The sequence below is a fragment of the Micromonospora sp. CA-248089 genome, assembly GCF_050948515.1.
GTDB lineage: Bacteria > Actinomycetota > Actinomycetes > Mycobacteriales > Micromonosporaceae > Micromonospora.
The window spans coordinates 3,402,433-3,427,995 of the sequence record NZ_CP192016.1 but is presented as its reverse complement, the minus strand read 5'-3'; the positions used below and the strand labels follow the sequence as shown (position 1 = coordinate 3,427,995).

Annotated in this window: 22 protein-coding genes; 13 read left to right on the top strand and 9 right to left on the bottom strand. The window is 74.9% G+C overall.

Annotation, left to right across the window (positions count from 1 at the left end; translation table 11 throughout):
• Positions 1–65: 65 nt before the first annotated feature.
• Positions 66–995: a diacylglycerol/lipid kinase family protein gene (locus ACQP26_RS16365; protein WP_433493269.1), complete on the top strand. Its 930-nt coding sequence runs from the start codon at positions 66–68 to the stop codon at positions 993–995.
• A 4-nt stretch (positions 996–999) separates the two neighbouring features.
• Here ACQP26_RS16365 and ACQP26_RS16360 read toward each other — a convergent pair whose 3' ends face one another.
• Both ACQP26_RS16360 and ACQP26_RS16355 read right to left on the bottom strand, forming a co-directional pair.
• The gene (locus ACQP26_RS16360; protein ID WP_433493268.1) at positions 1,000–1,260 is read right to left on the bottom strand and encodes a hypothetical protein; all 261 of its coding nucleotides are present in this window, start codon (positions 1,258–1,260) and stop codon (positions 1,000–1,002) included.
• Complete coding sequence (locus ACQP26_RS16355; RefSeq protein WP_269705892.1) at positions 1,257–1,655, bottom strand: DUF2267 domain-containing protein; 399 nt, start codon at positions 1,653–1,655, stop codon at positions 1,257–1,259. The genes ACQP26_RS16360 and ACQP26_RS16355 overlap by 4 nt, the downstream gene beginning before the upstream one ends.
• 113 nt (positions 1,656–1,768) lie before the next feature.
• Here ACQP26_RS16355 and ACQP26_RS16350 point away from each other — a divergent pair, with 113 nt between their 5' ends.
• Genes ACQP26_RS16350 through ACQP26_RS16340 form a run of 3 tightly spaced genes read left to right on the top strand, consistent with a single transcriptional unit; the run spans position 1,769 to position 4,603 of the window.
• Positions 1,769–2,521, top strand: coding sequence for a dienelactone hydrolase family protein (locus ACQP26_RS16350; protein WP_269705894.1), 753 nt, complete (start codon positions 1,769–1,771; stop codon positions 2,519–2,521).
• A 60-nt stretch (positions 2,522–2,581) separates the two neighbouring features.
• Entirely contained in the window at positions 2,582–3,880 is a 1,299-nt protein-coding gene (locus ACQP26_RS16345; RefSeq protein ID WP_269705896.1) for an FUSC family protein, read from the top strand.
• A gap of 9 nt (positions 3,881–3,889) precedes the next feature.
• Positions 3,890–4,603, top strand: a complete 714-nt coding sequence (locus tag ACQP26_RS16340) for an RraA family protein (protein WP_433493267.1) — start codon at positions 3,890–3,892, stop codon at positions 4,601–4,603.
• 5 nt (positions 4,604–4,608) lie between these two features.
• Here ACQP26_RS16340 and ACQP26_RS16335 read toward each other — a convergent pair whose 3' ends face one another.
• The 6 genes from ACQP26_RS16335 to ACQP26_RS16310 all read right to left on the bottom strand — a co-directional run bounded on the left by ACQP26_RS16335 (position 4,609) and on the right by ACQP26_RS16310 (position 13,381).
• On the bottom strand, positions 4,609–5,235 hold the full coding sequence (locus ACQP26_RS16335; RefSeq protein WP_433493266.1) for a response regulator: 627 nt from the start codon (positions 5,233–5,235) through the stop codon (positions 4,609–4,611).
• Positions 5,232–6,449 carry a sensor histidine kinase gene (locus ACQP26_RS16330; RefSeq protein ID WP_433493265.1) on the bottom strand — a complete coding sequence of 406 codons (1,218 nt, stop codon included), beginning with the start codon at positions 6,447–6,449 and terminating at the stop codon, positions 5,232–5,234. The genes ACQP26_RS16335 and ACQP26_RS16330 overlap by 4 nt, the downstream gene beginning before the upstream one ends.
• A gap of 9 nt (positions 6,450–6,458) precedes the next feature.
• Entirely contained in the window at positions 6,459–7,412 is a 954-nt protein-coding gene (locus ACQP26_RS16325; RefSeq protein ID WP_433493264.1) for a hypothetical protein, read from the bottom strand.
• A gap of 105 nt (positions 7,413–7,517) precedes the next feature.
• A complete protein-coding gene (dinB, locus tag ACQP26_RS16320) occupies positions 7,518–8,705 on the bottom strand; it encodes a DNA polymerase IV (RefSeq protein WP_433493263.1) in 1,188 nt (395 codons plus the stop codon).
• Between the two features lie 98 nt (positions 8,706–8,803).
• The gene (locus ACQP26_RS16315; protein WP_433493262.1) at positions 8,804–11,989 is read right to left on the bottom strand and encodes a penicillin acylase family protein; all 3,186 of its coding nucleotides are present in this window, start codon (positions 11,987–11,989) and stop codon (positions 8,804–8,806) included.
• A 258-nt stretch (positions 11,990–12,247) separates the two neighbouring features.
• A complete protein-coding gene (locus tag ACQP26_RS16310; protein WP_281577759.1) occupies positions 12,248–13,381 on the bottom strand; it encodes a peptidoglycan recognition protein family protein in 1,134 nt (377 codons plus the stop codon).
• A gap of 195 nt (positions 13,382–13,576) precedes the next feature.
• On the opposite strand from ACQP26_RS16310, the gene ACQP26_RS16305 reads away from it, so the two are divergent.
• The 8 genes from ACQP26_RS16305 (at position 13,577) to ACQP26_RS16270 (ending at position 23,953) form a co-directional block, all read left to right on the top strand.
• Positions 13,577–13,957, top strand: coding sequence for a DUF4395 family protein (locus tag ACQP26_RS16305; RefSeq protein WP_433493261.1), 381 nt, complete (start codon positions 13,577–13,579; stop codon positions 13,955–13,957).
• Between the two features lie 41 nt (positions 13,958–13,998).
• Positions 13,999–15,786, top strand: a complete 1,788-nt coding sequence (locus tag ACQP26_RS16300) for a hypothetical protein (RefSeq protein ID WP_433493260.1) — start codon at positions 13,999–14,001, stop codon at positions 15,784–15,786.
• A gap of 292 nt (positions 15,787–16,078) precedes the next feature.
• Positions 16,079–17,704 carry a serine/threonine-protein kinase gene (locus ACQP26_RS16295; protein WP_433493259.1) on the top strand — a complete coding sequence of 542 codons (1,626 nt, stop codon included), beginning with the start codon at positions 16,079–16,081 and terminating at the stop codon, positions 17,702–17,704.
• A 54-nt stretch (positions 17,705–17,758) separates the two neighbouring features.
• The gene (locus tag ACQP26_RS16290; protein WP_433493258.1) at positions 17,759–18,940 is read left to right on the top strand and encodes a hypothetical protein; all 1,182 of its coding nucleotides are present in this window, start codon (positions 17,759–17,761) and stop codon (positions 18,938–18,940) included.
• 73 nt (positions 18,941–19,013) lie between these two features.
• Positions 19,014–20,033: a mechanosensitive ion channel family protein gene (locus ACQP26_RS16285; protein ID WP_433493257.1), complete on the top strand. Its 1,020-nt coding sequence runs from the start codon at positions 19,014–19,016 to the stop codon at positions 20,031–20,033.
• Between the two features lie 202 nt (positions 20,034–20,235).
• Positions 20,236–21,465 carry an MFS transporter gene (locus ACQP26_RS16280; protein ID WP_433493256.1) on the top strand — a complete coding sequence of 410 codons (1,230 nt, stop codon included), beginning with the start codon at positions 20,236–20,238 and terminating at the stop codon, positions 21,463–21,465.
• Between the two features lie 79 nt (positions 21,466–21,544).
• A complete protein-coding gene (locus ACQP26_RS16275) occupies positions 21,545–23,407 on the top strand; it encodes a transketolase (protein ID WP_433493255.1) in 1,863 nt (620 codons plus the stop codon).
• Between the two features lie 156 nt (positions 23,408–23,563).
• Positions 23,564–23,953 (top strand): DUF2267 domain-containing protein, encoded by a 390-nt coding sequence (locus tag ACQP26_RS16270; RefSeq protein WP_281577764.1) that lies wholly within the window; start codon positions 23,564–23,566, stop codon positions 23,951–23,953.
• A gap of 97 nt (positions 23,954–24,050) precedes the next feature.
• Here ACQP26_RS16270 and ACQP26_RS16265 read toward each other — a convergent pair whose 3' ends face one another.
• Complete coding sequence (locus tag ACQP26_RS16265; protein ID WP_433493254.1) at positions 24,051–24,449, bottom strand: YchJ family protein; 399 nt, start codon at positions 24,447–24,449, stop codon at positions 24,051–24,053.
• Positions 24,450–24,559: 110 nt separating this feature from the next.
• Here ACQP26_RS16265 and ACQP26_RS16260 point away from each other — a divergent pair, with 110 nt between their 5' ends.
• Positions 24,560–25,561: a phosphotransferase family protein gene (locus tag ACQP26_RS16260; protein WP_433493253.1), complete on the top strand. Its 1,002-nt coding sequence runs from the start codon at positions 24,560–24,562 to the stop codon at positions 25,559–25,561.
• Positions 25,562–25,563: the final 2 nt, after the last annotated feature.

Below are 25,563 nucleotides of genomic sequence, written 5' to 3'. Positions count from 1 at the left end.
CAACCCTGTCAACGTCCGCAGCGTGACCGGCCCACGGCCGCGCCGGGACGGCTACTGTCGCAACAGTGCGGACGAAGCAGGAGCTGTCGACGGCGATCCGGGAACGGCGGCGGGCGGCGCTGGTGGTCAACGCCCACTCCCGCCGGGGCCGGCGCCTCTACGACACCGTCCACGCGCGCCTGCGGGCGGCCGGGTTCACGCTGCTCGGCGCGTACCCGGTGGACCGGCCCGGCGAGCTGGACCGGGTGCTCGCCGAGGCCGCCGACCTGGGCCCGGACCTGCTGGTCACCGGCGGCGGTGACGGCACCGTCGGCGCGGCGGCCCGGCTGCTCGCCCACCGGGACGTCGCGATGGGCCTGCTGCCGCTGGGCACCACGAACAACTTCGCCCGCACCGTCGGCGTCCCGCTCGACCTGGACGCCGCGATCGGCGTGCTCACCGGCGGCAAGGTGATCGACGTCGACCTGGGCCTGATCGGCGACACCCGGTTCACCAACCACGTCGGGATCGGGCTGTCCGCCGACATCATGCAGTCCGCGCCGCCGGCGCTGAAGCGGGTCGCCGGGCGGCTCGCGTACCCGATCACCGGGCTGGGGCTGCTGGCCCGGCACCGGCCGCTGGCCGTGACGGTCCGCGCCGAGGGCCGCGAGCACACCTTCACCACACACCAGGTGTACGTCGCCAACGGCGGCTTCCACGCCGGCCGGCCGATCACCGCCGACGCCACCGCCGACGACCGGCTGCTGGTCGCGTACCCGGTGGGCGGGCCGACCCGGCGCGGGCTGCTGCGCGAGACGGCGCGCAACGCGGCGGCCGGCCACCGCCGCACGCTCGGCGACGAGCCGTTCCTGGCGGTACGCCAGCTGTGGCTGGAGACCGACCGGCCGGCCCGCATCGAGGTCGACGGTGAGCCGTACGGGCAGACGCCGGTCCGGATCGGCCTGGACCCGAACGCGTTGCGGCTGATGGCCCGCTCCGACAGCCCGGACCACTGACCGGTCAGGCCCAGTGCTCCTCGTCGGGCAGCGGGATCTCGGTGTTCTGCTCCACCGCGTCGGCGGTGGTGAGGTCGTCGCGCACCGACTCGCCCAGGCCCGCCCGGTCGCTCGGCGGGCGCAGCGCGCCCTGCTCGGCCAGGTCCGCCTCGCTCGCCTCGGGCACGGTCGCGTCGAGCGTGTCGGGTGGGCCGACGAGCGTCTCGTCCTGTCGCTGCTCCTGCGCGTCGGCCTCGGGCGGGCGGCGCAGCGCGTCCTCGCTCACGCCGTGCGCCGCACGTACGGCGCGCTCTGGTCGGCCACCTCGCCGTACTCGGCCGGCAGTTGCGCGACGACCTGCGCGTAGGCGGCCGGGTCGACGGCGTCGCGCAGCACGTCGAACACCGCGGTGACCCCGTCCCGGGCGGCGTCCACGTCCACGTCCGCGCGTCCGCTCACCCGCTCCACGAACACGTCGAGCCCGAACGGCTCGGCGTCCTCGGCCGGGCCGAACGCGTACGCCCGCAGCGCCTCCGGCAGCCGGTCGGCCAGGTCACGGGCCTCCCCGCCGTCGATCCGCTCGGCCAGCGTGGTGAGCGTCGCCCGGGTGATCGCCGTGGCCTGCTCCGCGGACGCGCCGCACCGCTGGGCCACCGCGCCGATGAACTGATCCTGGTCCATCTCGCCGCCTTCCTCCGCCGGGATGGCCGGATTCCCGCGCTGGACCTCCGCAAACGGCCGCCGGGCCGGGTAGTAGCGTGCAGCCCGGAACCCGCAGCGAGGAGGCCCCGACAGTGCAGCCGACGACCGTGGACGTGCCCACCCCCGACGGAACCGCCGACGCCTACCTGGCCACGCCGGAGACCGGCGGGCCCTTCCCGGCGGTCCTGCTGTTCATGGACGCGTTCGGGCTGCGGCCCCGGGTCGCGGAGATGGCCGCCACGATCGCCGCCCGCGGGTACGTGGTGCTCGCCCCCAACCTGTTCCACCGCGCCGGGCGCGCCCCGCTGATCGACCTCGGCGCGCTCGCCGACGACAGCCGCCGGTCCGCCCTGTTCGAGAGCATCGGGCCGATGATGGCCGCGTTGACGCCGGACGCGGTGGCCCGCGACACCGCCGCCTACCTGGACTTCCTCGCCGCCCGGCCGGACGTCGCACCGGGACCGGCGGCGATCACCGGCTACTGCATGGGGGGCACGAACGCGCTGCGCGCGATCGAGGCGCTGCCGGACCGGATCGCCGCGGTGGCGGCGTTCCACGCCGGCCGGGTGGTCACCGACGCGCCGGACAGCCCGCACCTGGCGCTCGGCGCGGTGACCGGCGAGCTCTACTTCGGGCACGCCGACGCCGACCCGTCGATGACCGCCGAGCAGATCGCCACGCTGGAGAAGACGCTGGACGCCGCCGGGGTGACCTACCGCTCCGAGGTGTACGCCGGCGCCCGCCACGGCTACACCCAGTCGGACACCCCGATGTACGACGAGCAGGCCACCCAGCGGCACTGGACCGCGTTGTTCGACCTGCTCGACCGCACGTACCGCCGCTGACCCGACCGCGCGCCGGGGCGGGCCGACGATTCACCGGCGCGGAGGCGGGTAACCGCCGTCATGGCCGACCGCCGCGCCGACACCGTCCGCTCGCCCCTGGACCGGGCGGTCGAGCGGGGCGGTTCCGCGTTGTCCCGGGCCCGCGCCGAGGGCGGCGCGGCCGGCCGGAACCGGCTGCGCCAGCTCGAGATCACCGTGGTGATCTCCGCGCAGGCCGGGCTGGCCGCGGCGCTCGCCGCGCTGCTCGCCGACGAGCTGCTCGGTTCCGGCGCGCACGTGTTCGCCCCCGCCGCCGCGGTCGGCACCATCGCCACCGCCATCGGCCAGCGCGCCCGGCGCACGTTCGAGCTGCTCATCGGCGTCGGTCTCGGCATCGTGGTCGGTGACCTGCTGCGCGCGCTGCTCGGCAGTGGATCCTGGCAGACCGGTCTGGTGGTCACCCTGGCCATCGCCACCGCGCTGCTGGTGGCCGGGCGCGGCGGCGCCCTCGTCGGCCAGGCCGGCGGTACGGCGGTGCTGATCGCCACGCTCGCACCGGTGCAGCCCGGCCTGGAACTGCCCCGCATCTTCGACGCGCTGGTCGGCGGCCTGGTCGGCCTGTTCGTGGTGGCGCTGCTGCTGCCGGTCAACCCGATCCGGGTGCTGGACCGGGCGGTGGAACCGGTGGTCTCCCGGCTCACCGAGCAACTCGACGCCGTCGCCCACGCGCTGACCCGCCGCGACGCCGACGCGGCCCAGCAGGCCCTGGAGGACCTGCGCGGGATCGAACCGGACATCGGGCGGCTCAACGACGCGCTCAGCGGGGCCGAGGAGGTGGTCACCATCGCGCCCGCCCGCTGGCACCGCCGCGCCCAGTTCCACAGGTACGCCGACGCGACCCAGCACCTCGAACGCATCGTCCTGTACGCCCGCTCGATCGCCCGACGGTCCGCCACCGCGTTGCAGTACGACGAACCGGTTCCGCCCGCGCTGCCCGACGCGGTGGCCCGCCTCGGCGAGGCGGTGCGGGAACTGAAGCGGGCCTGCAAGTCCGGGGACGACCTGGAAGGCACCCGGGAGTTGGTGCGGCAGGGCGCCGAACTGGCCGGGCGCGCGTGGTCGCAGGGCGTGCGCGCCTTCGGCGAGGCGATGATCAGCGACCTGCGGACCGGCCAGAGCGAGCTGCTGCGGGCCACCGGCTGCCGGCCCGAGGACGCCAACGGCAGCGTGCGCCGGGCCGCCGGCGCGGGGGAGGCGGAGGCGCGTCCACCGGTCCGGGCCCGGATGAGCCGCCCGGTCCGGCGCCGGCCCGCCGGGCGGCCCCGGCCGAAGGCCACCGGGCGTCAACTGGCACCTGCCCGGGGCAGCCCGGCTGGTTAGCGTCGGCGCATGGACATCAGTCACGACGCGCCGTCCGTGCGCTTCGCCGCGCTGACCACCGCCCACGTCGCCGACGCCTGCCTGCGCGCCGGTGTCCCCGTCCGCTGCGCCCCGGCCGCCGTCGTCCCGGTGCTGCCCGGGCGGCGCCTGGCCGGTCCGGTCCGCCCGGCCCGGCACTCCGGCAGCGTGGACGTCTTCCTGGAGGCGATCGAGCCGGCCGCCGAGGGGGACGTGCTCGTCGTCGACGACGACGGGCGCACCGACCGGGCCTGCGTCGGGGACCTGGTGGTGCTGGAGGCGCGGGCCGCCGGCCTGGCCGGGCTGGTGGTGTGGGGCGCACACCGGGACACCGCGGACCTCGTCGCGGTCGGGCTGCCGGTGTTCAGCCTCGGCGCCACCCCGAGCGGGCCGCTGGAACTGGACCCGCGCCCGGACGGGGCACTCGAACACGCCCGGGTCGGGCCGGTCACCGTCGGCCCGCGGGACCTCGCGCTGGCCGACGACGACGGCGTGCTGTTCGTACCCGCCGACCGGGCCGGTGAACTGTTCGACCTGGCCGAGTCCATCCGGGACACCGAGCGGCGGCAGGCCGACCGGATCCGGGCCGGGGAGTCGCTGCGCGCGCAGGTCGGGTTCGGCGCGTACCTGGCGGCACGGGAGGCCGACCCGGCGCTGACGTTCCGGGCGCACCTGCGGGCGGTGGGCGGCGCGATCGAGGAGTGACCCGGTCAGCCGCCGCGCGCCCACAGCGCCAGGCGTACCCGGTTGGCGCTGCCGGTCTTCGTCATCAGGCTGGTGATGTGCGTCTTCACCGTCGTCACCCCGATGTGCAGCCGGTCGGCGATCTCGGTGTTCGACAGTCCGTCGGCGACCAGGTCCAGGACGTCCCGCTCACGGGCGGTCAGCTCGGCCGTACGCCGGGGCGCGCCGGCGCGCGCGTGCACCGCGCGATCGACCAGCCGGCGCAGGACGTCCGGGCTGAACGGGCTGTCGCCCGAGGCGGCGCGGCGGACGCCGTCGAGCAGGTCGGCCGGGGGTGCGTCCTTGAGCAGGAACCCGCAGGCGCCGGCGGTCAGCGCGGGATAGAGGTGGTCGTCGTCGCCGAACGTGGTGAGCACCATGATCCGGGTGGCGGGCCGGTCGGCGAGGATGCGGCTGGTCGCGGTGATGCCGTCGACGCCGGGCATCCGCAGGTCCATCACCACCACGTCGGGTCGTAGCCGGGCGGCGAGGGCGACCGCGTCCCGGCCGTTGTCGGCCTCACCGACGACCTCGAGGTCGGGCTGGGCGTCGCACAGCATCCGCAGGCCGGCCCGGATGAGGTGCTGGTCGTCGACCAGCAGCACCCGGATCACGCGGGCTCCGGCGTGCCCGCGCGGGGCCGGGGCGTGGGACGGGCGGGCCCGGCCGCCGGCAGGACGGTCCGGACCCGCCAGCCGGACCCGGTCGGCCCGGCCTCCAGCCGCCCGCCCAGCACCTCGACCCGTTCCCGCATGCCGACGATGCCGTGGCCGCCGCCTGCGGGCACACCGGCCGGCGCGGCGCCCCGGCCGTCGTCGGTGACCGCCCAGTGCACCGCGTCGTCCTCGACCGACACGGTCAGGTGTGCGCGGGCCGCCGCGCCGGCGTGCTTCGCCACGTTCGTCAACGCCTCCTGGGTCAGTCGCAGCACCGCCTGGCCGCGTACCGCGTCTAGCGTGCCGATCGCGGGGTCCATGTCGGCCTCGACGACCACACCCGCCTGCCGGGCCCGGTCGACGGTCGCGCCGAGCGCGGCCGGCAGCGCCGACGGCTCGATCGCGGTCAGCGTCGCGTCGCCGCGAACGCCGTCCGGGTCGCGCAGCACCGCCACCAGCCGCCGCAGGTCGGCCAGCGCGGCCGTGCCGGTGGCGTGCACGTCGTCGAACACCTCGCCGACCCGGGGATCCAGGTCGGGCAGGACGTGCCGGGCCACGCCGACCCGCAGCACCATCGACGCGACGTGGTGCGCGAGCACGTCGTGCAGTTCCCGGGCGATGGCGCCGCGCTCGTCGGCACGTGCCGCCCGGCTCTCCGACTCGCGCCGGCGCCGCTCCGCCTCGGCCCGCTCCTCGGCCTGCCGCCCGAGCTCCCGGGTGGTCCGCACGACCAGCCCGAGCAGCAGCGGCAGGCCGACGGTGACGGCGAGCCCGAACAGGCCGGAGAACGCCGCACGGACCGGTTCGCCGATCAGGTTCGCCAGGTCGATGCCCGCCAGCAGCCCGGCGCCCAGCCAGACCGGGCGCGGCCGGGTGGCCCGCATGGTCAGCTCCAGCAGCGCCCAGCTCGCACCGACCTGGTTGATCATCACGTCGTCGATCAGGACGAGCGCGGCGACCAGCAGGACCGACTGGAGCAGCAGGTTCGCCATCGGCCGGCGGTGGCACAGCAGCGCCAGGGCGAACGCCGGGATCGCCAGCGCCCACTGCGTACCGGTGGCGGCCGGGCCGCCGTGCGCACCGAAGACCAGATAGCCGATGCCGCTGAGGTCCAGCAGCAGGACGCGCGCGAACGTGTCGCGCGCGTCGAACAGCCGACCGACCCAGCCCACCGCGTCAGCCTAGGCAACCGGTGCGGCAGGGAGCCACCGCGTTCGGCGGCCGTCCGAGGTGGACCGCCGGGCCAGCACCAGCGCGGTGGCCGTCGCCGTGGCCGCGACCAGCACGGCCGCCGCGCCGAGCGTGAGCGCGTCCGGTGCGAGCAGCGGCTGCCCGCGCAGGGCCTGGGCGGTCACCAGCAGCGTCAGTGCCGCGTACGCGGTCCCGCCGACGAGCACCAGGCGGGCCCGGGTCAGCTCGTCCAGCCGCGCACCGAGGAACCGGTCGAGCAGGATCGCCAGCAGCGGCAGCGCCTGCAACGCGTGCATGCCGACGAAGTGCCCGACGCGCAGGTCGCCGCCGGTGGTGCTCCAGCCGAGCAGCGGCAGCCCCGGGCCGCCGTCGGGCACCCCGACGCTGTGCGCGCCGCTGATCCCGGCGGGCGTCCCGGCGGGGGTCTGCGCCACCATCGGGAACGCGACGACCATGCCGAGCAGGGACACGGCGAGACCGAGCCGCACCGCGTACTCGCCGGCGCGGTCCGCGAGGGACCGGCGGGACAGCACGACCGCCAGCACGAGCTGGGCGGCGAACAGCACCATGATCGCCGCGCCCATGACGCTGAACAGCATTCCGTCCAGCGACGTGGTGCCGTTGAAGTGGCTGGTGGTGCCCCGGAGCACCTGACCCACGATGACGACCATCTCCACCACGGACATGGCCACGATCACGGTGGCGGCCCGCTCGGCCGCCCGGCTGCGGCGGGGCAGCAGCGACAGCATCCAGGCGAGCGTGACGCCGTAGACCACGAACGAGATCGCGAACTTCAGCGGCTTGGCCCAGATGGGCGCGCCGGTGAGCACGCGCGGATCGGCGACGACGCCGACCGCGGCGACGACGGTGAGCACCGCCATCGCGGACACGAGGAGCATCAGGGGGCGGTGCCATCCGGCCGCCCGGTTCCGTACGGTAGTCATGCCTGTAGATGCTCGTGACGGACCGGGCCGGTCGCGCCCGCCCGCAGGCCGCGTTCGCGGCCACGGGTCGGAGGGCGTCTCCTACCCCGGGAGGAGGCCGGCCGGTCAGTCCGGCAGCCGGGGCATCTCGACGCCCGGGTCGCGGCCGAGCAGCACCCCGCGGGTCAGCGCCCGCGAGCCGAAGCGGTCCCGTACCGCGTCGACGGCGGCGTCCAGCGCCGGGCCGGGTTCGGCGGTGAACGGCAGGGTGAGCTGCGTGTGCCCGGCACCGAGGTTGCCCACCGACACGCCGAGCAGCGTGACGCCGCGCAGGTCGATCTGCGGCAGCGCGGCGCGCAGCAGGTCCCGGGCGGCGGCCCGCAGCGGCCCGGTCTGCGCGGTCGGCTCGTCGAGCGTCTGCGACCGGGCGGCCCGGGTGTAGTCGGCGAAGCGCAGCCGCAGCGTCACCGTGCGGCCGGTGCGCCGGGCGGCGCGCATCCGCCCGGTGACCCGGTCGACCAGCCCGGCCAGCACCGCGTCCAGATCGGCGGGGGAGTGCGGCCCCCGTCCGAGCGCGTGCTGCGCGCCCATCGAGGAGCGGCGGCGGCCCACCTGCACCGCCCGGGGGTCGCGGTTGTGCGCCAGGGCGTGCAGGTGCCGGCCGGCGCCCGCGCCGAGCAGCGACACCAGCGCCGGCTCGTCCAGCCGGGCCACCTGCCCGACGGTACGGATGCCGCGCTCGCGCAGTCGCGCGGCGGTGACCGGGCCGACGCCCCACAGCCGCTCCACCGGCAGCGGGTGCAGGAACGCCAGTTCCCGGTCCGGCTCCACGACCAGCAGCCCGTCCGGCTTCGCCACGCCGCTGGCGACCTTCGCGAGGAACTTCGTCCGGGCCACGCCGACGGTGATCGGCAGGCCCACCTCTCGGCGTACCCGCTCCCGCAGCGCGGCCGCGACGGCGGCCGGTGCTCCGGCGAGCCGCCGCAACCCACCCACGTCGAGGAACGCCTCGTCGATGCTGAGCCCTTCGACCAGCGGGGTGGTGTGCCGGAAGATCTCGAACACCGCCCGGCTGGCGGCCGTGTACGCGGCCATCCGGGGCGGCACCACGAGCGCGTCCGGGCAGAGCCGCCGCGCCTGCCGGCCGCCCATCGCGCTGCGCACGCCCCGCGCCTTGGCCTCGTAGCTGCACGCGAGCACCACGCCGCCGCCGACGATCACCGGCCGGCCGCGCAGCCGGGGGTCGTCGCGCTGCTCGACCGAGGCGTAGAACGCGTCCAGGTCGGCGTGCAGGATGGTGGCCTCGCTCGACACCCCGCCATCCTCGCACACATGTTCGAATCGAGGGGATTGACCTGCCCGGACGCGGACGACCGGCCGACGGGAGCGCCCGTCGGCCGGTCGCGTGCGCCTTACCGTCCGTAGACCTCGAACTCGTAGAGCGAGAAGCCGTACGAGGTGGCCCGGGTGACGCCGTACATCCGCACGTAGCGGGCGCTGACCGGGGCGAAGGTCACGTTGTCGACGCCGCCGTTGCCGGTAATGGTGCTGAACACCGGCTGCCAGGAGTTGCCGTCACCGGAGACCTCGATCCGATAGCCGGTGGCGTACGCGGCCTCCCACCGCAGCACCGCCCGGCTGATCGTCCGGGCCGAGCCCAGGTCCACCCGCAGCCACTGGTTGTCGTTGTAGCTGCTGGCCCACCGGCTGCCCAGGCTGCCGTCCACCGCCTTGGCCGGGGTGTTGCTGGTCAGGAACTGGGTGCTGGACGCGGTGGCGGTACGGCCCTGCGCCAGGTTGGTCACCGTGTCGCCCCGGCGCGCCGGGAACGAGACGACCTGCTGGTACGTGGGCCGGTTCTGCCAGGCGATCAGTGGGTGGGTGATGCCGCCGAGCCCGGACTGGGCGATCGAGTCGGCGCACCACTGGTCGCCCGCCCCGCAGGACGAGTCGCCCGGGTAGACGGTGGTCGCCGGCGCCGCCGCGGCCTGGCCGAGCGTGTCGAGCAGCGCCTGCCGGCACGCGCCGAGGTTGCCGTTGCCGCAGTAGGTGCGCCCGAGCCCACCGGCCACCGGGTCGCCGAGCACGGCCCGCAGGTCCTTGTCGACGTAACCCCACCAGCCGTACTGGAACGCCGAGCCCTTGTGCGCCTGGCCCTGCGACGCCCAGTTCACGGTGCCGTCGCGCGCCGCGTTCTGACCGCCCGAGGGTGACTCGTTGACCTGGAGGGCGCCGACGAGCGCGCCGTACAGGTCGGGGCCGAGGCCGGGCCGGAACTGCGCCGCGGCGAGCAGCGGCCACCAGGCGTCGAAGATCCGGATCGCCTCGGCGTGCTGGTAGACCTTCGACCCCGGCGACGTCTCCACCCGCCGTGACCCGGCCTGCTGCCAGGCCCGCAGTTTGCTCACCGCGGCGGCCAGCGCGGGGTCGGTGACCGGCGTGCTGTCCAGCACCCGCAGCAGTTCGCCGAGCACCTGCTGACCGCGCAGGTCGGTCACGGCCGCCTCGGCGGTGATCCGGACGACGTCGGCGCGGCTGAGCTTGCGCTGGGCGATGGCCGCCTTCACCGGACCGTCGAGCAGTTGACCGCGGTGCACCGCGCCGTAGCTGAAGTTGCCGTCGGCCGCGCCGAAGTCGCGCGCCTGCTTGTTGTTCCAGCTGACGTAGTAGTCCTGGTTGACCGACTGCGGGTGGGCCGACGACGGGGCGTAGGTGGCGTCGTTGGTGTCCGGGTTCCAGCCGGCCCACTCGTACGCCGGCTCCGCCTTCATCGGCAGGTTCGGGTCGGAGGTGGCGGAGCGCACCGGGTTCGAACCGGAGTTGTAGTACGCCGCCTCGGTCGAGTTGACGTAGAACCAGTTGAACGCGTACCCGACGTTCGCGGCGGACGCCTGGAACGCCGCCGCGCTGCCCATCGCCGCCGGGTCGTTGTACGCCTGGAAGCCGATCGCCGAGTCGGCCTCGTGCCGGTAGGTGGAGCGCAGCTTGGTGAACGCGGTCGGCTGCCCGTTCACCAGCCCCCGGTAGGACACCAGCCCGTACTTGGTGCGCAGCGCGCGCAGCGTGTACGCGCCGGCGGGGGTGGAGTCGGCGAGCGTCGGCGACCAGGAGTTGCGCTTCTCGAGCACCTCCATGGCCAGGCACTGGCCCCGGTAGAGGTAGCGGTTGGAGCGCAGCGTCGGCGTGCTGCCGTCGGTGGTGCACAGCGGCACCGCGTACGTGTCGGTCAGGTCCTGCGAGGCGGAGGTGGCGCTCCACGCGTAGTCCTGGCCGCGGCCGAGCAGCACGTAGAGGTTCAGCCCGGCGAACGCGGCGCCGCGCGCGCTGATCCCCGGCCCCTGCAGTTCCTGGAGCATGAGCAGCTGCGGGGCGAAGTAGCCGGTCTGCGGGCCGAACACGGCCACCGGGTTACCGGTGGTGGTGTGCCGGCCGGAGACCACGACCGCGTTGGACATGCCGTGCGTGCGCAGGGTGGACAGGCCGCCGAGGAGGTCCTTGGTGGCGGCGCTGCTGCCGGTACGGGCGGCGGCCCCGCCGGTGGCGTCGTACGCGAGCGGCTCGGCGACCACGGTGCCGGCGTCGGGCAGCACCGCGCTGGTGGCGCCGGGCGGCGTCGCGCCGTACGGGAAGCTCTGCCCGTCGTGCAGCGTCAGCACGGTCTCCGGGTCGTTCTGCGAGCGGAACGCCGCCCAGACCCGGTCGCCCTCGGTCGGGCCGTACTTGGCCCGGGCGGCCACCCGGACCAGCGCGGACTGCACCTCGTTGCCGCCGCCTCCGCCGAACAGCCCGCCGATGACACCGGCGGTGGCGATCAGGTCGGTCATGGTGAAGTGCTTGGGCTTGCCGGCGCCGGTGAGCACGTACTCGCCGGGGTAGTTGTCGTCGGCGATCGACTTGTCGATGTAGGCGTTGATGCCGGCGATGTAGTCCGCCACGTCGGTGTAGAGCTGCTGGCCCCGGGTGCCCTTGAGGCGCAGCGCGTCCACCTGGGCCTGGAGGTCCGCCTCGGTGTAGGGCGAGTTGGCCCAGACGCTCTGCTCCAGCTCGCGGTTGCCGGGTGCGCCGCCGGCGAACGAGCTGACGTTGCCGCGGCCGACGTGCCGCAGCAGGTCCATCACCCAGAGCCGGTCCTGGGCGCCGGCGTACCCGGCGCCGAACATGGTGCCGGCGCGGGTGGTGCCGGTGACGTGCGGGACGCCGGTGGCCTTGTCGCGCACGATGGTGACGTCCGAGCGCGGCGAGATCCTGCTCTCGACCTGCGCGTCGGGGACGCCGAACGAGGCGTCGTTGTAGAAGTGGGCGATCTGCTCGTCGGTCAGCCCGGCGTAGTTGTAGACCAGGTTGGCGTACTCGTCGAGCTGGTCGCTGGAGTGCGCGGGGCGGGTGCCGAGCGCCTGGTGGGCCAGGATGCCGGCGAGTGTGGCGTTGCCGTTCTGCCCCGGGGGCAGGATGTCGGCGCACTGGCCGAGGCAGTAGTCGTCGGGGGTGAACGTGGTGGCGGCGAGCGCGGGTGACGGCGGGATGACCGTCAGGACGCTCGCGGTGAGGGCGGCGGCGGTGAGCGCCGCGAGGCGGGCACGGATGGCGGGTAATGGCATGGCGATCCTCCGGGGACGCGGAGTAGGGCCGTTCGGTACGCCCGGCTGACGGCGTCTCGGCCTCCGCGCCCGGGCGTCCTGCCCGGAGGTGAGAATGACTCATATCTATCTGCGGGCAATGATCGGCGTATCCCTGCCGTCCGGGATAGCCGTTGTTCACCAGCCGTCAATGCCGACGTTTCGCCGCGTTCCGTCCCGCAACGACGCGGTGGGGGTGGCGTCGTTGCCACCCCCACCGCTCTCCCCGCCGGTGCGCCGTCAGTGCTTGTGGAACGACTGGCGCACCACACCCCCCACCAGCGCGCACCATGTGGTGGTGCTGATCTTGCCGTTGGGCGGTAGTCCGTGCAGGCGCTGGAGGTCCTTCACCGCCGTGCGGGTGGCGTGGTCGTACTCGCCGGTCTCGGTCACCTCGGCGTAGCCCTTGGAGGCGAGCATGAACTGCGCGGCGGCCACCGGGACGCCGGACGACTTCTGGTCCAGCTCCGGAGCCAGGGTCTCCCAGGTCGGCGCGGTCAGCGTGGCGTCGATGTCGACCGGGATGGCGTTGCGCGCCTGCCAGTCCTGCACCGCCGCGACGGTGGCCGCGTCGAACACGCCGGTGACCGGCACGATGTAGCCGCGGAACGCGAGCAGGCGCTGGGCGACCTGGACCACCGGGCCGCCGACGAACCGCCAGATGTCCGGCCAGCGGCGGGCCGGCACGTCGCCGAGTTTGGTGCCGAGCTGCTTGAACACCGCGCGGCGCAGCGCCGGGAACTCCCGGTAGAACATCGCGCCCGGGCAGAGCGTGGCCCGGAAGTCCCAGTGGCCGAAGATGTCGTGGGCGTGCAGCCCGTACTGCCGGCAGATCGCGGTGCACAGCCGTACGAGGGAGTCGAGCAACTCCTCCGGCGGCGCCTCGGTGACGTAGGTGCCCTCGTTCTCGATGCCGATGGCCCGCCCGTTCTCGCCCGGGCAGTGCGCGGCGATCATCTGCCGGTCTCCGGCGCGCAGCCGGTCCAGGCTGCCGTGCCGTCCCTCCAGGACGTGACCGCCGCGGCTCACCGTGAAGTGCTGCCCGGTGTCGGACCAGCCGTTGCCGTCCATGTGCAGGTCCTGGCAGTCGCGGGCGAGCTGCTTGGCGTGCTCCTCGGAGTAGTCCGTGACGTTCGGGAACGCCATGTGGTGCACGATGATCTTGTTGGTCGGGATCGCGCTGACCGACAGCGGGTCGGCCGGCGGGCGGGCGGCCCACTCGTCGCAGCTGATGATCCAGTCGAGGTCCGCGCCCGGTGCGGCCTGCGCGGCGGCCGGCAGGGCGAGCTCGCTCCCGACGACCGCGACCGCCGCGGCGCCGAAGCCGGCCCGCAGCAGCGTTCGGCGGTCCAGTTCGGGGTGGTCGAAGTGCATCTCGCCTCCTCGATGGCCCGGCCGGCGCCGGGCGATGTAAAGGAACTGCAGCAACTGAGCGCGTGGTGGAGAATATTGCCAAGCTCGCGCGTCGCGCCAGAGGACAAAAGCGACGTTCCTCGGCCGTTCCTATCGCCGGAGTAGGCGATCTCACGTCCGCTGACCGGGACAGACCATGGTCTTCCGTGATCCGCCGTGACAGCCTGGGCCGGTGCAGTCGCCCAGCCTGACCGGGATCGTCGTGCTCGTCGCGGTGCTCGCGGCCGCCACCGCCTTCGGCTGGTGGCGCCGCCGCCACGACGGGCGGCTACGCGCCGTCCGGAAGCGCCCATCGGCCACCGACGCGCCGCACCGGGCCACCCTCACCACCCTCGGCGTACGCCCCGGCGAGGTCACGCTGCTCCAGTTCTCCGCACCGGTCTGCCCGCGCTCGGCCTCGCCGCCACCGGCGCCGCGCTCGCCGCGGCCTTCCTCAACGCGGCGTTCGGGCTCTGCCTCGGCTGCGAGGCGTACCTGACGATCCGGCGGCTGGCCGGGCGCCCGCTCGCCGCCCGGGTGGCAGTGCCCCCGCGCTGACCGTCCGCCCGTACGCTGGCCCCGGCGGATGGGGGAGAGGCATGGCGGGTCGCGGGCGGCTGGACCGGCGTAGCGTGCTCGTGGCCGCAGGCGGGCTGGTGGTCGCCGGGATCGGCGTGCCGGTCGGGCTGGCCGCCACGAACGACCCGCCGCCGCCCCCGCCGCGCGGCCGTCGACCGATCAGCATGGCGATGCACCTGCACGCCTCGTTCAGCGAGGGCGTCGCCAGCTACGCCGCCCACCTCGACCAGGCCCGCCGCAACGGCGTCGACGTGCTCTGGTGGACCGACCACGACTTCCGGGTCGCCGCCCACGACCACCGCCGGGTCGTCCACTTCGACGGCCCGGAGGAACGCGAAGGCGGCCTGGCCTGGACCTGGCAGCCCGCCACCGAGGGACGGCTGACCGGCTCGGCCGCCGACTTCGTCGACGCGCCGGACGCCCCCGACGGCCCGGGCCGCGCGCTGCGCCTGGTCGCCGCCGGTTCCGGCACCCACTGGTACGCGGGCAAGGCATGGAACTGGACGCACACCGCCAACATCTCCGACACCACACTGCACCTCGACGTACGCCCCGAAGCGGCCGGCCGGGACGCCACGCTCACCATGGAACTCGCGCTGTCGCACCACCCGGCCGGACCCGGCCGGCCCGCCGGGCAACTCGTGCTGCGCTACCGCCTCGGCGGCGTGGACACGGTCCGGCACACGGTGGACGGCCGCCACGGCACCGTCGAACTGCCCGCCCCGGCCAGCGCCTGGCGGCGGCACACGTTCGACCTGCTCGCCGACGTGCGGCGGCTCTGGCCCGACATCGTCGCCGGGGACAACTCGCTGCGCGGGCTGCGCCTCGGCGTGACAGCGGCCGGTGGCACGCGCGGCGCGTACCTGGTGGACCGGCTCGTCTTCGACCGCGCCCGCCGCGCCGGCCAGGCGGGCGAGGAACTGCGCGCCGAGGTGCTGCGCGGCTACGACGGCGCGTACCCCGGCGTCACCCACCACCGCGCGTACGAGGTGTCGATGGTGCGCCACCTCAACTGGTTCGGCGGCGACGGCACGCTGCCGCGCTTCCCGTCCCCGCCGTACCGGGACAACGACGTCGACGCCACCGAACGGATGGTGGAGTTCCTGCACGCGCACGGCGGCGTGGTGTGCTGGAACCACCCGCTGGACACCGAACGCCGGGAATCCCTGGCCCGCCTGCTGGTCAGCCGCGACGCGCTCGGCGTCGACCTGATCGAGATCGGACGCCGGCCGGTCGAGGACCACCTCTGGGCGTACGACGTGGCGGCCCGCAACGCGATCCCGCTGACCGCGGTCGGGGTCACCGACGACCACGACGGCACGGACTGGCGGGCCGGCCGGGACCGCAACGTCACCTCGGTGTGGGCGGCCTCGACCGGCCGGGACGACCTGGTCGCGGCGCTGCGTGCCGGTCAGGCGTGGTTCGCCGACCTGGCCGGCTACCGGGGCGCGCTGGACCTGGAACTGGGTGGCCGCAGCGCGATGGGCGCGCTCGCCGTGCTCACCGAGGACACCGTCACCATGCGGCTGCGCGCCACCGACCTGCCCGCCGGGGCCACGCTGGAGACGGTCACCGGTGAGGTCGACCGGGCCGGTGTCGCGGACCCGACACCGGCGGTCCGGGTCGACCAGGTGCCCTGGCGGCGGTTGCGGCAGGGCTGGCACGACCTGCCGGTGCGCGTCGGCGCCGGCAAGTACGTCCGCACCCAGATCCGCGACCGCGACGGCGAGATAGTCGGCGCGAGCAACCCCGTCTGGCTGCTGCGCACCCCGCCACCGGCCGGAATCCCCCCACCCCGCCGCTTCTGACCCGCGCCCCCGCTCCCTCTTGTAGATCATGAAGTTGGCGGCGATGTCTGTCCTTTTTGTTCCTGTCAACTTCATGATCGACGAGGTGGGGGCGGTTGCCGGGGCCTGGTACTCGTGGCGGTGTGTCCGATACCGACCACATGCCGCGCCGCGCCGTGCCGCGCGAGCGCCCGGCCGCCGACCGGCGACCGGAAGCAGCCGTTGCGGCGATGGCCGGCGGCCGCGCCACGGTGAGAATGACGAGCGAGGCGGCGTCCGACATCCGCCCGTGGGACGCCGTGGAGTCTGTCGCATGAGCGGCTGGGAACTGTCCGGATACACACCGGTCCGCCGGCTCGGCGCCGGCGCGTCGGGCAGCGTCGTGCTCGCCACCCACGACCCGACCGGCACCCCCGTCGCGATCAAGTACCTGGTCCGCGACCTGGGCGAGGACTCGGCGTTCCGGACCGCGTTCCGCGCCGAGGCCCGGCTCCTCGGCGAGATCGACGACCCGCACGTCAGCCGCCTCTACGAGTACGTGGAGAGCCCGCACGGCGCGGCCATCGTGATGGAACTGGTCGACGGCGTCTCGCTGCGCCAGATGCTGCGCGAACACGGCCCGACCACGCCGGAGGCCGCGCTCTGCGTCCTCAAGGGCTCGCTCGCCGGCCTGGCCGCCGCGCACGCCCACGGTGTCGTGCACCGCGACTACAAGCCGGAGAACGTCCTGGTCACCGGCGCCGGGCTGAGCAAACTCGCCGACTTCGGCATCGCCATGCCGATCGGTCAGGGCTCCGACACCACGGTGTCCGGCACACCCCGCTACATGGCCCCCGAGCAGTGGACCGGCGCCCCGGCGGCCCCGGCGTGCGACATCTACGCCGCCACCGCCACGTTCTTCGAGTGCCTCACCGGCCGGCCCCCGTACCAGGGACCGGACCTGCTCTCCCTGCGCGACCAGCACGCCAGCGCGCCGATCCCCGCCGAGGCGGCACCCCCGCCGGTGCACGACCTGCTGCGCCACGGCATGGCCAAACGCCCCGACGAGCGGCCGCCGTCCGCCGAGGCGTTCCTGGCGCTGCTGGAACAGGTCGCCGGCACCGGCTACGGCCCGCAATGGCAGGAACGAGGGCTGCGCGAGCTGGCCCGGCGGGCAGTGCTGCTGGCCGCGCTGTGGCCGTTCCCGGACCGGGCCGAGGGCGCCACCGCCGTCGCGCACACCGAACTCGGCACGACCACCACCGGCCGGGGCGGACGGTTCCGCAAGGGCCGCACCCGTACCGCCCTGGCCGCCGGCGCCGTGGCCGCCGCCGTCCTGGCCGGGGGCGCCGGCTACAGCTACGCCGCCCACGACGGCACGTCCACCGCCGGCCCGGCGAGCGCCGCTCCCGCCATCACCGGCGCACCCACACCGGACCCGACCGGCGCCGAGACGCCGAGCCCGTCACCGACACCCGCCCCGCCCACCGCGTCCGCCGCGCCACCACCGCCCACGCCGCCGGACACCCCCGACCCGACCGGGACGCCGACCCGTACCGGCTCGCCCACCCCCAGCGCGTCCCCGAGCACCAGCGCGCCGCCGCCGGACGTGACCGCGCCGGTCGTGGACGGCGTCCGCGCCGACCCGGGTGAACTGGACCCGAAGGGCTGCCCCTACGGCGCCAAGACCAGCACCGTCACCGCCGCCGTCACCGACGACCGCAGCGGTCCGGCCGCGCTCACCGTCACGTTCGGCTACACCCTCGACGGCGCCACCGGCACGGTCCGGATGGCCGCCGCCGGGCGCGGGCTGTTCACCGGCACGCTCGGCCCGCTGTCCACACCCAGGCGCAGCGTCCGCATCCCCGTCCGGGTCACCGCCGCCGACGCCGCCGGCAACACGACCACCTCGGCGTCACCGGTGTACGTGACGCTCTACCACGACTGCACCCCCGGCTAGGAGTACGACAGTGCCCGCTGCCCCGCACCGCAGCCCGTCCCCGGGACGGCCGGCGTGACCCGTCCCGACGAACCGACCGAGGCGCTGCCCACCCGTGCCCTGCCGATCACCGGTGACGCGGACGCCGCCGAGCCCACCGTCCACCTCCCCGGGCCGGTGGCGGACCAGCCATCCGCCGCCGAACCCACGGTCCACCTGACCGCGATCCCCGACGACCGCACCGCGGACCTATCCGCCTCGGTCACGCCGACGCCGCCCGATGCCGAGCCGACCGTGCACCTGCGGCCGGGCCGGGCGGACGACGCGGGCGAGGCGACCGTCCATCTCCCTCCGGCGCCGGACAGCGCGGCGGCGGAGCCGACGGTGGCCCTGCGTCCCACCCCGGACGGCAGAGCCGAGGAGGCCGCAGCGTCGTCCCGTCCGGCACCGGAGGGTGCGGCAGGGGAGCCGACGGTGAACCTGCGCGCGGCTCCGGACCAGGCTGCGGGGGAGGCGACCGTCCACATGCGCCCTCCCGCGGGAAACGTGACCGGGCAGGCCACCGTCTACCCGCGTCCGAGCGCGGAACCGCCCCAGCGCCCCGGCGCCGAGCCGACCGCGTCGTGGCAGCCGACCGCCTCCTGGCAGCCCACCGGCGTACCCCATCAAGGCCACCCCACCGGGACGGCGGCGACCGGCGCCGGGGCGTACCCGGATCGGACCGGCCAGGCGCGGGCGGTGAGTGGCGTCCCGGCGCCGGGCGGCGAGCTGCGCTTCGGACCGGGCGTGCCGGCGGCGCCGCCGCCCGCGCCGCCCTGGCCCACCGCACCCCCGATCCGCCCGCGCCCGGTCTGGCGTCGCGTCGTCTCGGTGCTCTCCACGTTGCTCACCGTGGTGCTGTTGCTGGCGGTCGGTCTCTACCTGTGGCAGCGGTTGCGCCCGCTGGAGGTTGAGGGGGTCACCGTCGCGGTGCCCCGGCCGGCGGGTGTCGCCTGCGACGTGACTGTCGACGTGGTGGCCACCGTGCGTACCAACGGACGCGGCGGGACGATCCGGTACCAGTGGTTCCGCTCCGACGCGCCGCCCGGCGCCGTGCTCACCGAACGGGTCGGCGGCGGACAGCAGACCGCGGCGCTCACCCTCAAGTGGACGTTCACCGGCGTCGGTACGACCACCGGGATCGCCACCGTCAACATCATCGAACCGTCGACGGCGCAGGCCAGCACCCGCGTCGTCTACCGCTGCCCCGGCGGCTGACCGCGTTTCCCCGCGCGCGGGTCCGGGTAGCCCCACCCGAACAAACCTGGACCACGCACGTGGAGGCCCTTCGATGAGAGACAACTTCGGGGACGCGGTGGGCGACGCGTTCCGATCGGTGATGCTGTTCCTGCCCAAGGCGGTCGCGTTCGTCGCGATCCTGATCGTCGGCTGGCTGATCGCCAAGGCCGTGCTCAAGCTCGTGGACAAGGTGCTGGAGCGGGTCCACTTCGACCGGGCCGTCGAGCGCGGCGGGATCAAGACCGCGCTGGCCCGCTCGAAGTACGACGCCAGCGACATCGTCGCGAAGCTGGCCTACTACGGCGTGCTGCTGGTCACGCTGCAGCTCGCGTTCGGCATCTGGGGCCCGAACCCCATCTCCGACCTGATCGCCGGCGTGATCGCCTGGCTGCCCCGGGCGTTCGTCGCCATCGTCATCGTGGTGGTCGCCGCGGCCATCGCCCGCGCGGTCAAGGACATCATCTCCAGCGCGCTCGGCGGCCTCTCGTACGGCCGGGTGCTGGCCAACCTCGCCTCCGTGTTCATCCTGGGCCTGGGTGTCATCGCCGCGCTCAACCAGATCGGCGTCGCCACCACCGTCACCACCCCGGTGCTGATCGCGGTGCTCGCCACCGTGGGCGGCATCCTGGTCGTCGGCGTCGGCGGCGGGCTGGTCCGGCCGATGCAGAGCCGCTGGGAGAACTGGCTGACCCGGGCCGAGGAGGAGTCGCGCACCATCGCCGCCCACGCCCGCGCGTACCAGGCCGGGCGGCGTGACGTCGAGGCCCGCCTCGCCGCCGCCGGCCCGTACGCGGACTCGGAGCTGACCCAGCCGGTGAGCCGCGACGCCGAGGCGGACCGCACCCAGCCGGTGCCCGCGTACCAGGGCACCCCGGCGGCCACGGCCGCCGCGGACGCCACCGAGCCGGTGCCGCCGCAGGCGGGCGCGGAGGCGACGCAGCACATTCCGGCGTACGCCGACTCCGAGCGCACCCAGCCGACCACGCCGCGCCAGCCGACGGCCGAGCAGGCAACGGACAGCGAGGCCACCATGGTCATCCCGCAGGCCGACGTGGAGAAGTTCCGCCGCTGACCCGACAGCCGCGACGAACCGGGGCGGGACCGCACGGTCCCGCCCCGCTTCGTGTCCGTCGCGGGACCACCCGGGCGCCGCGCGGCGGATAGGATTCCGGCATGACCTGGCGATGTTGATGCCCACCTGAGCGACGAGGCCGCGGGCCGCCGCGGACGCCGTGCATTCCGACCGGTGTCCGTCACGTCCCGTGGAAGGTTCCATGCTCGTCGCACCTGCCCGCGTACCAGCGACCCGCCGTCTGGCGGCGACGCTCTACGGGTACGCGTTCCTCACCGACCTCGTCCTGCTCTACCCGCTCTACGTGCTCCTGTTCGCCGACACCGGCTTGTCGGTCGGGCAGATCTCCTCACTGTTCGTGCTCTGGGCGGCCGCCGGCATCGTGCTGGAGGTGCCCTCCGGCGTGTGGGCGGACGCGGTGTCGCGCCGTCTGCTGCTGTGCCTGGCACCGCTGCTCGCCGCCGCCGGGTTCGCGCTCTGGGTGCTGCTGCCGTCCTATCCGGCGTTCGCCGTGGGCTTCCTGCTCTGGGGCGCCGGTGGCGCGCTGCGCTCCGGCGCGCTGGAGGCGCTCGTCTTCACCGAGCTGGGACGCCTCGGCGCGGCCGACAGGTACGCCCGGCTGATCGGCCGGGCCCGCACCGCCGAGGTGCTCGGCGCGGTCGGTTCCGGGGTGCTCGCCGGGCCGGTGTACGCGCTCGGCGGCTACCTCGCGGTCGGCGCGGCGAGCGTGGCGACCTGCCTGCTGGCGGCGGCCGTCGCGGCCCGCTTCCCGGAACACCGCCCGCCACCCGTCCCGGCGCTGCCGAGCGTCGCGCCCGCGGGTGCCGCCCCGGGGGACGAGCAGGGTGCCGGCGAGCCCGGCTGGCTGGACAGCCTGCGCCTGGGCCTGCGCGAGGTACGCGCCGACCGCCGCGTCCGTGCCGCCGTGCTGCTGGTCGCGGCGGTGACCGCGATCTGGGGTGGGCTGGACGAGTACACCGGGCTGCTGGCCGCCGACACCGGCACGGCGGAGGTGGGCGTACCGCTGCTGCTCCTGCTGGTCTGGGCCGGCATGACGGTGGGCGGGCTGCTCGCGCCGCTGGGCGAGCGGCTGTCCCACCGCGGCTACGCCGGCCTGCTGGTGTTCGCGGCCGGGGCGACGGCGGCCGGGGCGCTGCTGCGGCACCCGGCGGGGTTCCTGCTGCTGGCAGCGGCGTTCGCCGCGTTCCAGCTGGCCACCGTGCTCGCCGACGTGTGGCTCCAGGCCCGGATCGCCGGGTCGGCCCGGGCCACCGTCACGTCGCTGGCCGGGATGGCCACCGACCTGACCGTCGTCGCCTTCTACGCCGGGTACGGGCTGCTCGCCGGTGCGGTCGGAAACGCGGCTGCCTTCGCGTTCGCGGTGCTGCCGTACGTGCTGGTGGCGCTCTGGCTCCTCACCGGTCGAGCATGAATCGCCAGAAAGGGGACCAATGGTCGCGCTCGCGTCCTAGCGTGGGTCCGGACATCGGCGACCCCGGGAGACGATCGCGGTGACGTTGGAAGCAGAGCGCACGCTGCGCGACGAGGAGCAGACCGGGCTGGCGGAGCTGGCCGCCCAACTGCGGGTGGACGCCATCCGGTGCAGCACGGCGGCAGGCTCCGGGCACCCCACGTCCAGCCTGTCCGCCGCCGACCTGCTCGCCGTGCTCGTCGCCCGGCACCTGCGCTACGACTGGTCCTACCCGGGTAACCCCGGCAACGACCACCTGATCTTCTCCAAGGGCCACGCCTCCCCCCTGCTGTACGCGGTGTTCCGCGCCACCGGCGCGATCAGCGAGCAGGAACTGCTGGAGACGTACCGGCAGACCGGATCGCGCCTGCAGGGGCACCCGACGCCGGTGCTGCCCTGGGTGGACGTGGCAACCGGCTCGCTCGGGCAGGGCCTGCCGGTCGGCGTCGGGGTGGCGCTGGCCGCCCAGTACCTCGACCGGTCACCCGCGCACGTCTGGGTGCTCTGCGGCGACAGCGAGACCGCCGAAGGGTCGGTGTGGGAGGCGCTGGACAAGGCAGGCCACTACGGGCTGCGCAACCTCACCACGATCGTGGACGTCAACCGGTTCGGCCAGCGCGGCCCCACCGAACTGCAGTGGGACCTGGACACCTACCGGCGGCGCGTCGAGGCGTTCGGCTGCCACGCGATCGTGGTCGACGGCCACGACCTGGGCGCGATCGACGAGGCGTACGGGCAGGCCCGCGAGACGACCGGGCCGACTGTGGTGCTGGCCCGCACGGTCAAGGGCAAGGGCGTGCCCGAGGTGGAGAACGACCCCTCCTGGCACGGCAAACCGTTCGACCCGGAGCTGGCCGACCGGGCCGTCCGGGCGCTGGGCGGCCCCCGGCGGATCCGGGTCGCCGGCCCGAAACCACCGGCCGCGCCGCGCACCGCCCCGGCCGAGCACGGAGAGCCGGAACTGCCGCGATACGAGCGCGGGGCGAAGGCCGCCACGCGGGACGCGTACGGCGACGCGCTGCGCGCCCTCGGCGCCGCCCGGCCCGACGTGGTCGCGCTCGACGGCGAGGTCAGCGACTCCACGCGGGCGGAGTACTTCGCCACCGCGTACCCGGATCGGTTCTTCCAGATGTTCATCGCCGAACAGCAGCTCGCCGCCGCGGCGGTCGGCATGGCGGTCCGCGGCTACCGGCCGTTCGCGGCGACGTTCGCCGCGTTCTGGTCCCGGGCCTACGACTTCATCCGGATGGCCGGGGTGTCCCGGGCCGACATCGCGCTCGTCGGCTCGCACGCCGGAGTGGAGATCGGCCCGGACGGCCCGTCCCAGATGGGGCTGGAGGACATCGCGGCGCTGCGCGCGGTGCCCGGCTCCACGGTGCTCTGCCCGGCCGACGCGGTCTCCTGCGCGGCCCTGGTCGCCCAGATGCCCGACCACCCGGGTGTGACCTACCTGCGGACGACGCGCGGCAAGTACCCGGTGCTCTACGACGACACCGAGCCGTTCCCGATCGGCGGCAGCCGGATGGTGCGCGACGGCGGCGACGTGGCGCTGCTCGGCACCGGCGTGACCGTGCACCTGTGCCTCGCCGCCGCCGACGAGCTGACCCGCGAGGGCATCGACGCGCGCGTGATCGACATGTACTCGATCAAGCCGGTGGACCGGCAGCGCCTGGCCGAAGCCGTCGTGGAGACCGGCGGGCGGCTCGTCGTGGTCGAGGACCACTACCCGGAGGGCGGCCTGGGCTCCGCGGTGCTGGAGGCGCTCGCCGACCTGGGCGAACCCGCCCGGGTCAACCACCTGGCGGTACGCGGGCTGCCCGGCTCCGGCACCCCCGCCCAGCAGCTCGACCGGGCCGGCATCGGCGTCGGCGCGATCGTCTCGGCGGCGCGGGCCCTGGCCTGAGACGGCGTTCGCCCGGACCTGTGGCGCTCGCGGCCCGTGCCCACCTGGACGGGTGGCGCTCGCGGCCGTGTCCGTCCGGAACGGTGGCGCTCGCGGCCGTGTTTGCCGCGGCCGGCGGCGGGTAGCCACGCTGCCGTTGCGACGGGAGGACCGACGATGGCCGAACCCGAGTTCTACGCGCGGGTGTCCGCCCGCGCCGGCGTGCCGGTGGAGACGGCCCGCGCGCTGACCGAGGCGACGCTGCGCACGCTCGCCGAACGGATCAGCGGCGGCGAGGCCGACGACCTGTCCGCGCACCTCGCGCACGAGTTGCGTCCGCTGCTGGCCCGCGCCCGGGTCGAAGATCCCGAGGTCTTCGGGTACGACGAGTTCCTGCGCCGGGTCGCCGAGCGCTCCGGCGCGACGCCGTCCGACGCCGAGCGCGGCGCCCGGGCGGTGTTGCAGGCGCTGCACCGGGTGGTCGGGCCGGCCCAGTTCAACCGGGCGCTGTCCCAGCTGCCGCGCGAGATCGCCGAGCTGGCCCAGCCCACCCCGCGCCCCGCTTAGGTGTAAGGAAGGGCCCCTTGTTAACGCCTCCGGTAGAGGAAGGGCCCCTTCTTAACACCCGCCGCGAGCGCTGCACCGCGTCGGCGCCGGGGAGGCGTCACTCGGGCGACGCGTCCAGGTAGACCCAGCGGCCGTTCTCGCGGGCGAAGCGGCTGTGCTCGGCCAGCACGCCCGCCCGGCCGTCCTCGCGGTAGTGCGCCCGGAACCGGACCGTCCCGGTGCTGTCGAACAGGCCGCCCTGCCTGGTCTCCACGATCTCCAGCCGGGTCCAGCGGGTGCCCGGGTCCAGCTCCAGCCGCTCCGGGCGTGTGGTGGAGTGCCAGCTGTGCCGCAGGTAGGCGGCGTCGCCGCGCGCGAACGCGCTGAACCGGGACCGCATCAGCGCCTCCGCGGTCGCCGCCGTCGCCTCGCCCCGGTGGACCGGGGCGCAACAGTCCGCGTACGGCCGGCCGGTGCCGCACGGGCAGGCCGCCGACCGTTCACCCCGTCTCGCCATGCCACGATTCTCCCAAGCTGCGGAGAGGTGTTAACAAGGGGCCCTTCCTCTACCGGAGGCGTTAACAGGGGGCCCCTCCTTACACCTCAACCCAGTAGGCTTCCTCGACCATGAGTGTGAGTCCCACCCAGCGGGTTCTCGATCCCGCGCAGGTCCGCCGCTACCTCGCCGCCTCGCTCGGGCCCGGCGCCGAGGTGGCCGACTGCGGCCCGCTGACCGGGGGCGGCTTCGCCGCCGTCTGGCAGGTACGCCTCACCGACGGCCGCGACGTGGTGCTCAAGGTCGGTCCGCCGCCGCACGTACCGCTGCTGCGCTACGAGCGCGACATGATCGGCGCGGAGGCGCACTACCTGCGCCTGGTGGCCGACCGCGCACCGGGGGTGCCCACGCCGGAGCTGCTGCACCACGGCCGCCACCCCGAACTGGGTGACTGGCTGCTCATGGCGCGGCTACCAGGTCGTACCCTCTGGGACCTGAGCCAGGCCGGCGCGGACGTCGGACCGCTGCGCGCGGAGTTCGGCCGCGCGCTCGCCGCGCTGCACACGGTGACCGGCGGGCGGTACGGCTACGACGGCGACCGGGCCTCCGGCGCCACGTGGCGGGACGCCTACACGGCCATGGTGGACGACATGCTCGCCGACGCCGCGGACTGGGCGGTGCCGCTGCCGGTGCCGGCGTCCCGGATCCGGGAGCTGGTGGCGCGGCACGCGGCGGTGCTCGACGCGGTCGACCGCCCGGCGCTGCTGCACTTCGACGGCTGGGCCGGGAACGTGCTCGCCGTCGACGGGCCGGACGGCACGCCGCGCCTGAGCGGCCTGGTCGACGGCGAACGGTACCTGTGGGGCGACCCGCTGATGGACCTGGTGTCACCGCTGCTGTTCCGCCGCGCCGAGGACGAGCCGGACGAACCACTGGTACGCGCCTACCGCGAGGCGGCGCCGTTCCCGCTGGACGCCGAGGCGCGGCGGCGGCTCGGGCTCTACCGGCTGTATCTCTACCTGCTGATGACCGTCGAGATGCCCAGCCGCAACATCACCGCCGACAACGACCCGGGCCGGGTGGAGCTGCTGGCGGACCTGCTCGGCGCGGAACTGGCCGACCTGGCGCGCTGAGC

Coding starts and splice junctions, on each gene's coding strand:
- ACQP26_RS16355 (WP_269705892.1), bottom strand. CDS start 1,655: ATGGACCAGGATCAGTTCATCGGCGCGGTGGCCCAGCGGTGCGGCGCG.
- ACQP26_RS16345 (WP_269705896.1), top strand. CDS start 2,582: ATGGCCGACCGCCGCGCCGACACCGTCCGCTCGCCCCTGGACCGGGCG.
- ACQP26_RS16340 (WP_433493267.1), top strand. CDS start 3,890: ATGGACATCAGTCACGACGCGCCGTCCGTGCGCTTCGCCGCGCTGACC.
- ACQP26_RS16325 (WP_433493264.1), bottom strand. CDS start 7,412: ATGACTACCGTACGGAACCGGGCGGCCGGATGGCACCGCCCCCTGATG.
- ACQP26_RS16315 (WP_433493262.1), bottom strand. CDS start 11,989: ATGCCATTACCCGCCATCCGTGCCCGCCTCGCGGCGCTCACCGCCGCC.
- ACQP26_RS16310 (WP_281577759.1), bottom strand. CDS start 13,381: ATGCACTTCGACCACCCCGAACTGGACCGCCGAACGCTGCTGCGGGCC.
- ACQP26_RS16300 (WP_433493260.1), top strand. CDS start 13,999: ATGGCGGGTCGCGGGCGGCTGGACCGGCGTAGCGTGCTCGTGGCCGCA.
- ACQP26_RS16295 (WP_433493259.1), top strand. CDS start 16,079: ATGAGCGGCTGGGAACTGTCCGGATACACACCGGTCCGCCGGCTCGGC.
- ACQP26_RS16285 (WP_433493257.1), top strand. CDS start 19,014: ATGAGAGACAACTTCGGGGACGCGGTGGGCGACGCGTTCCGATCGGTG.
- ACQP26_RS16280 (WP_433493256.1), top strand. CDS start 20,236: ATGCTCGTCGCACCTGCCCGCGTACCAGCGACCCGCCGTCTGGCGGCG.
- ACQP26_RS16270 (WP_281577764.1), top strand. CDS start 23,564: ATGGCCGAACCCGAGTTCTACGCGCGGGTGTCCGCCCGCGCCGGCGTG.
- ACQP26_RS16265 (WP_433493254.1), bottom strand. CDS start 24,449: ATGGCGAGACGGGGTGAACGGTCGGCGGCCTGCCCGTGCGGCACCGGC.
- ACQP26_RS16260 (WP_433493253.1), top strand. CDS start 24,560: ATGAGTGTGAGTCCCACCCAGCGGGTTCTCGATCCCGCGCAGGTCCGC.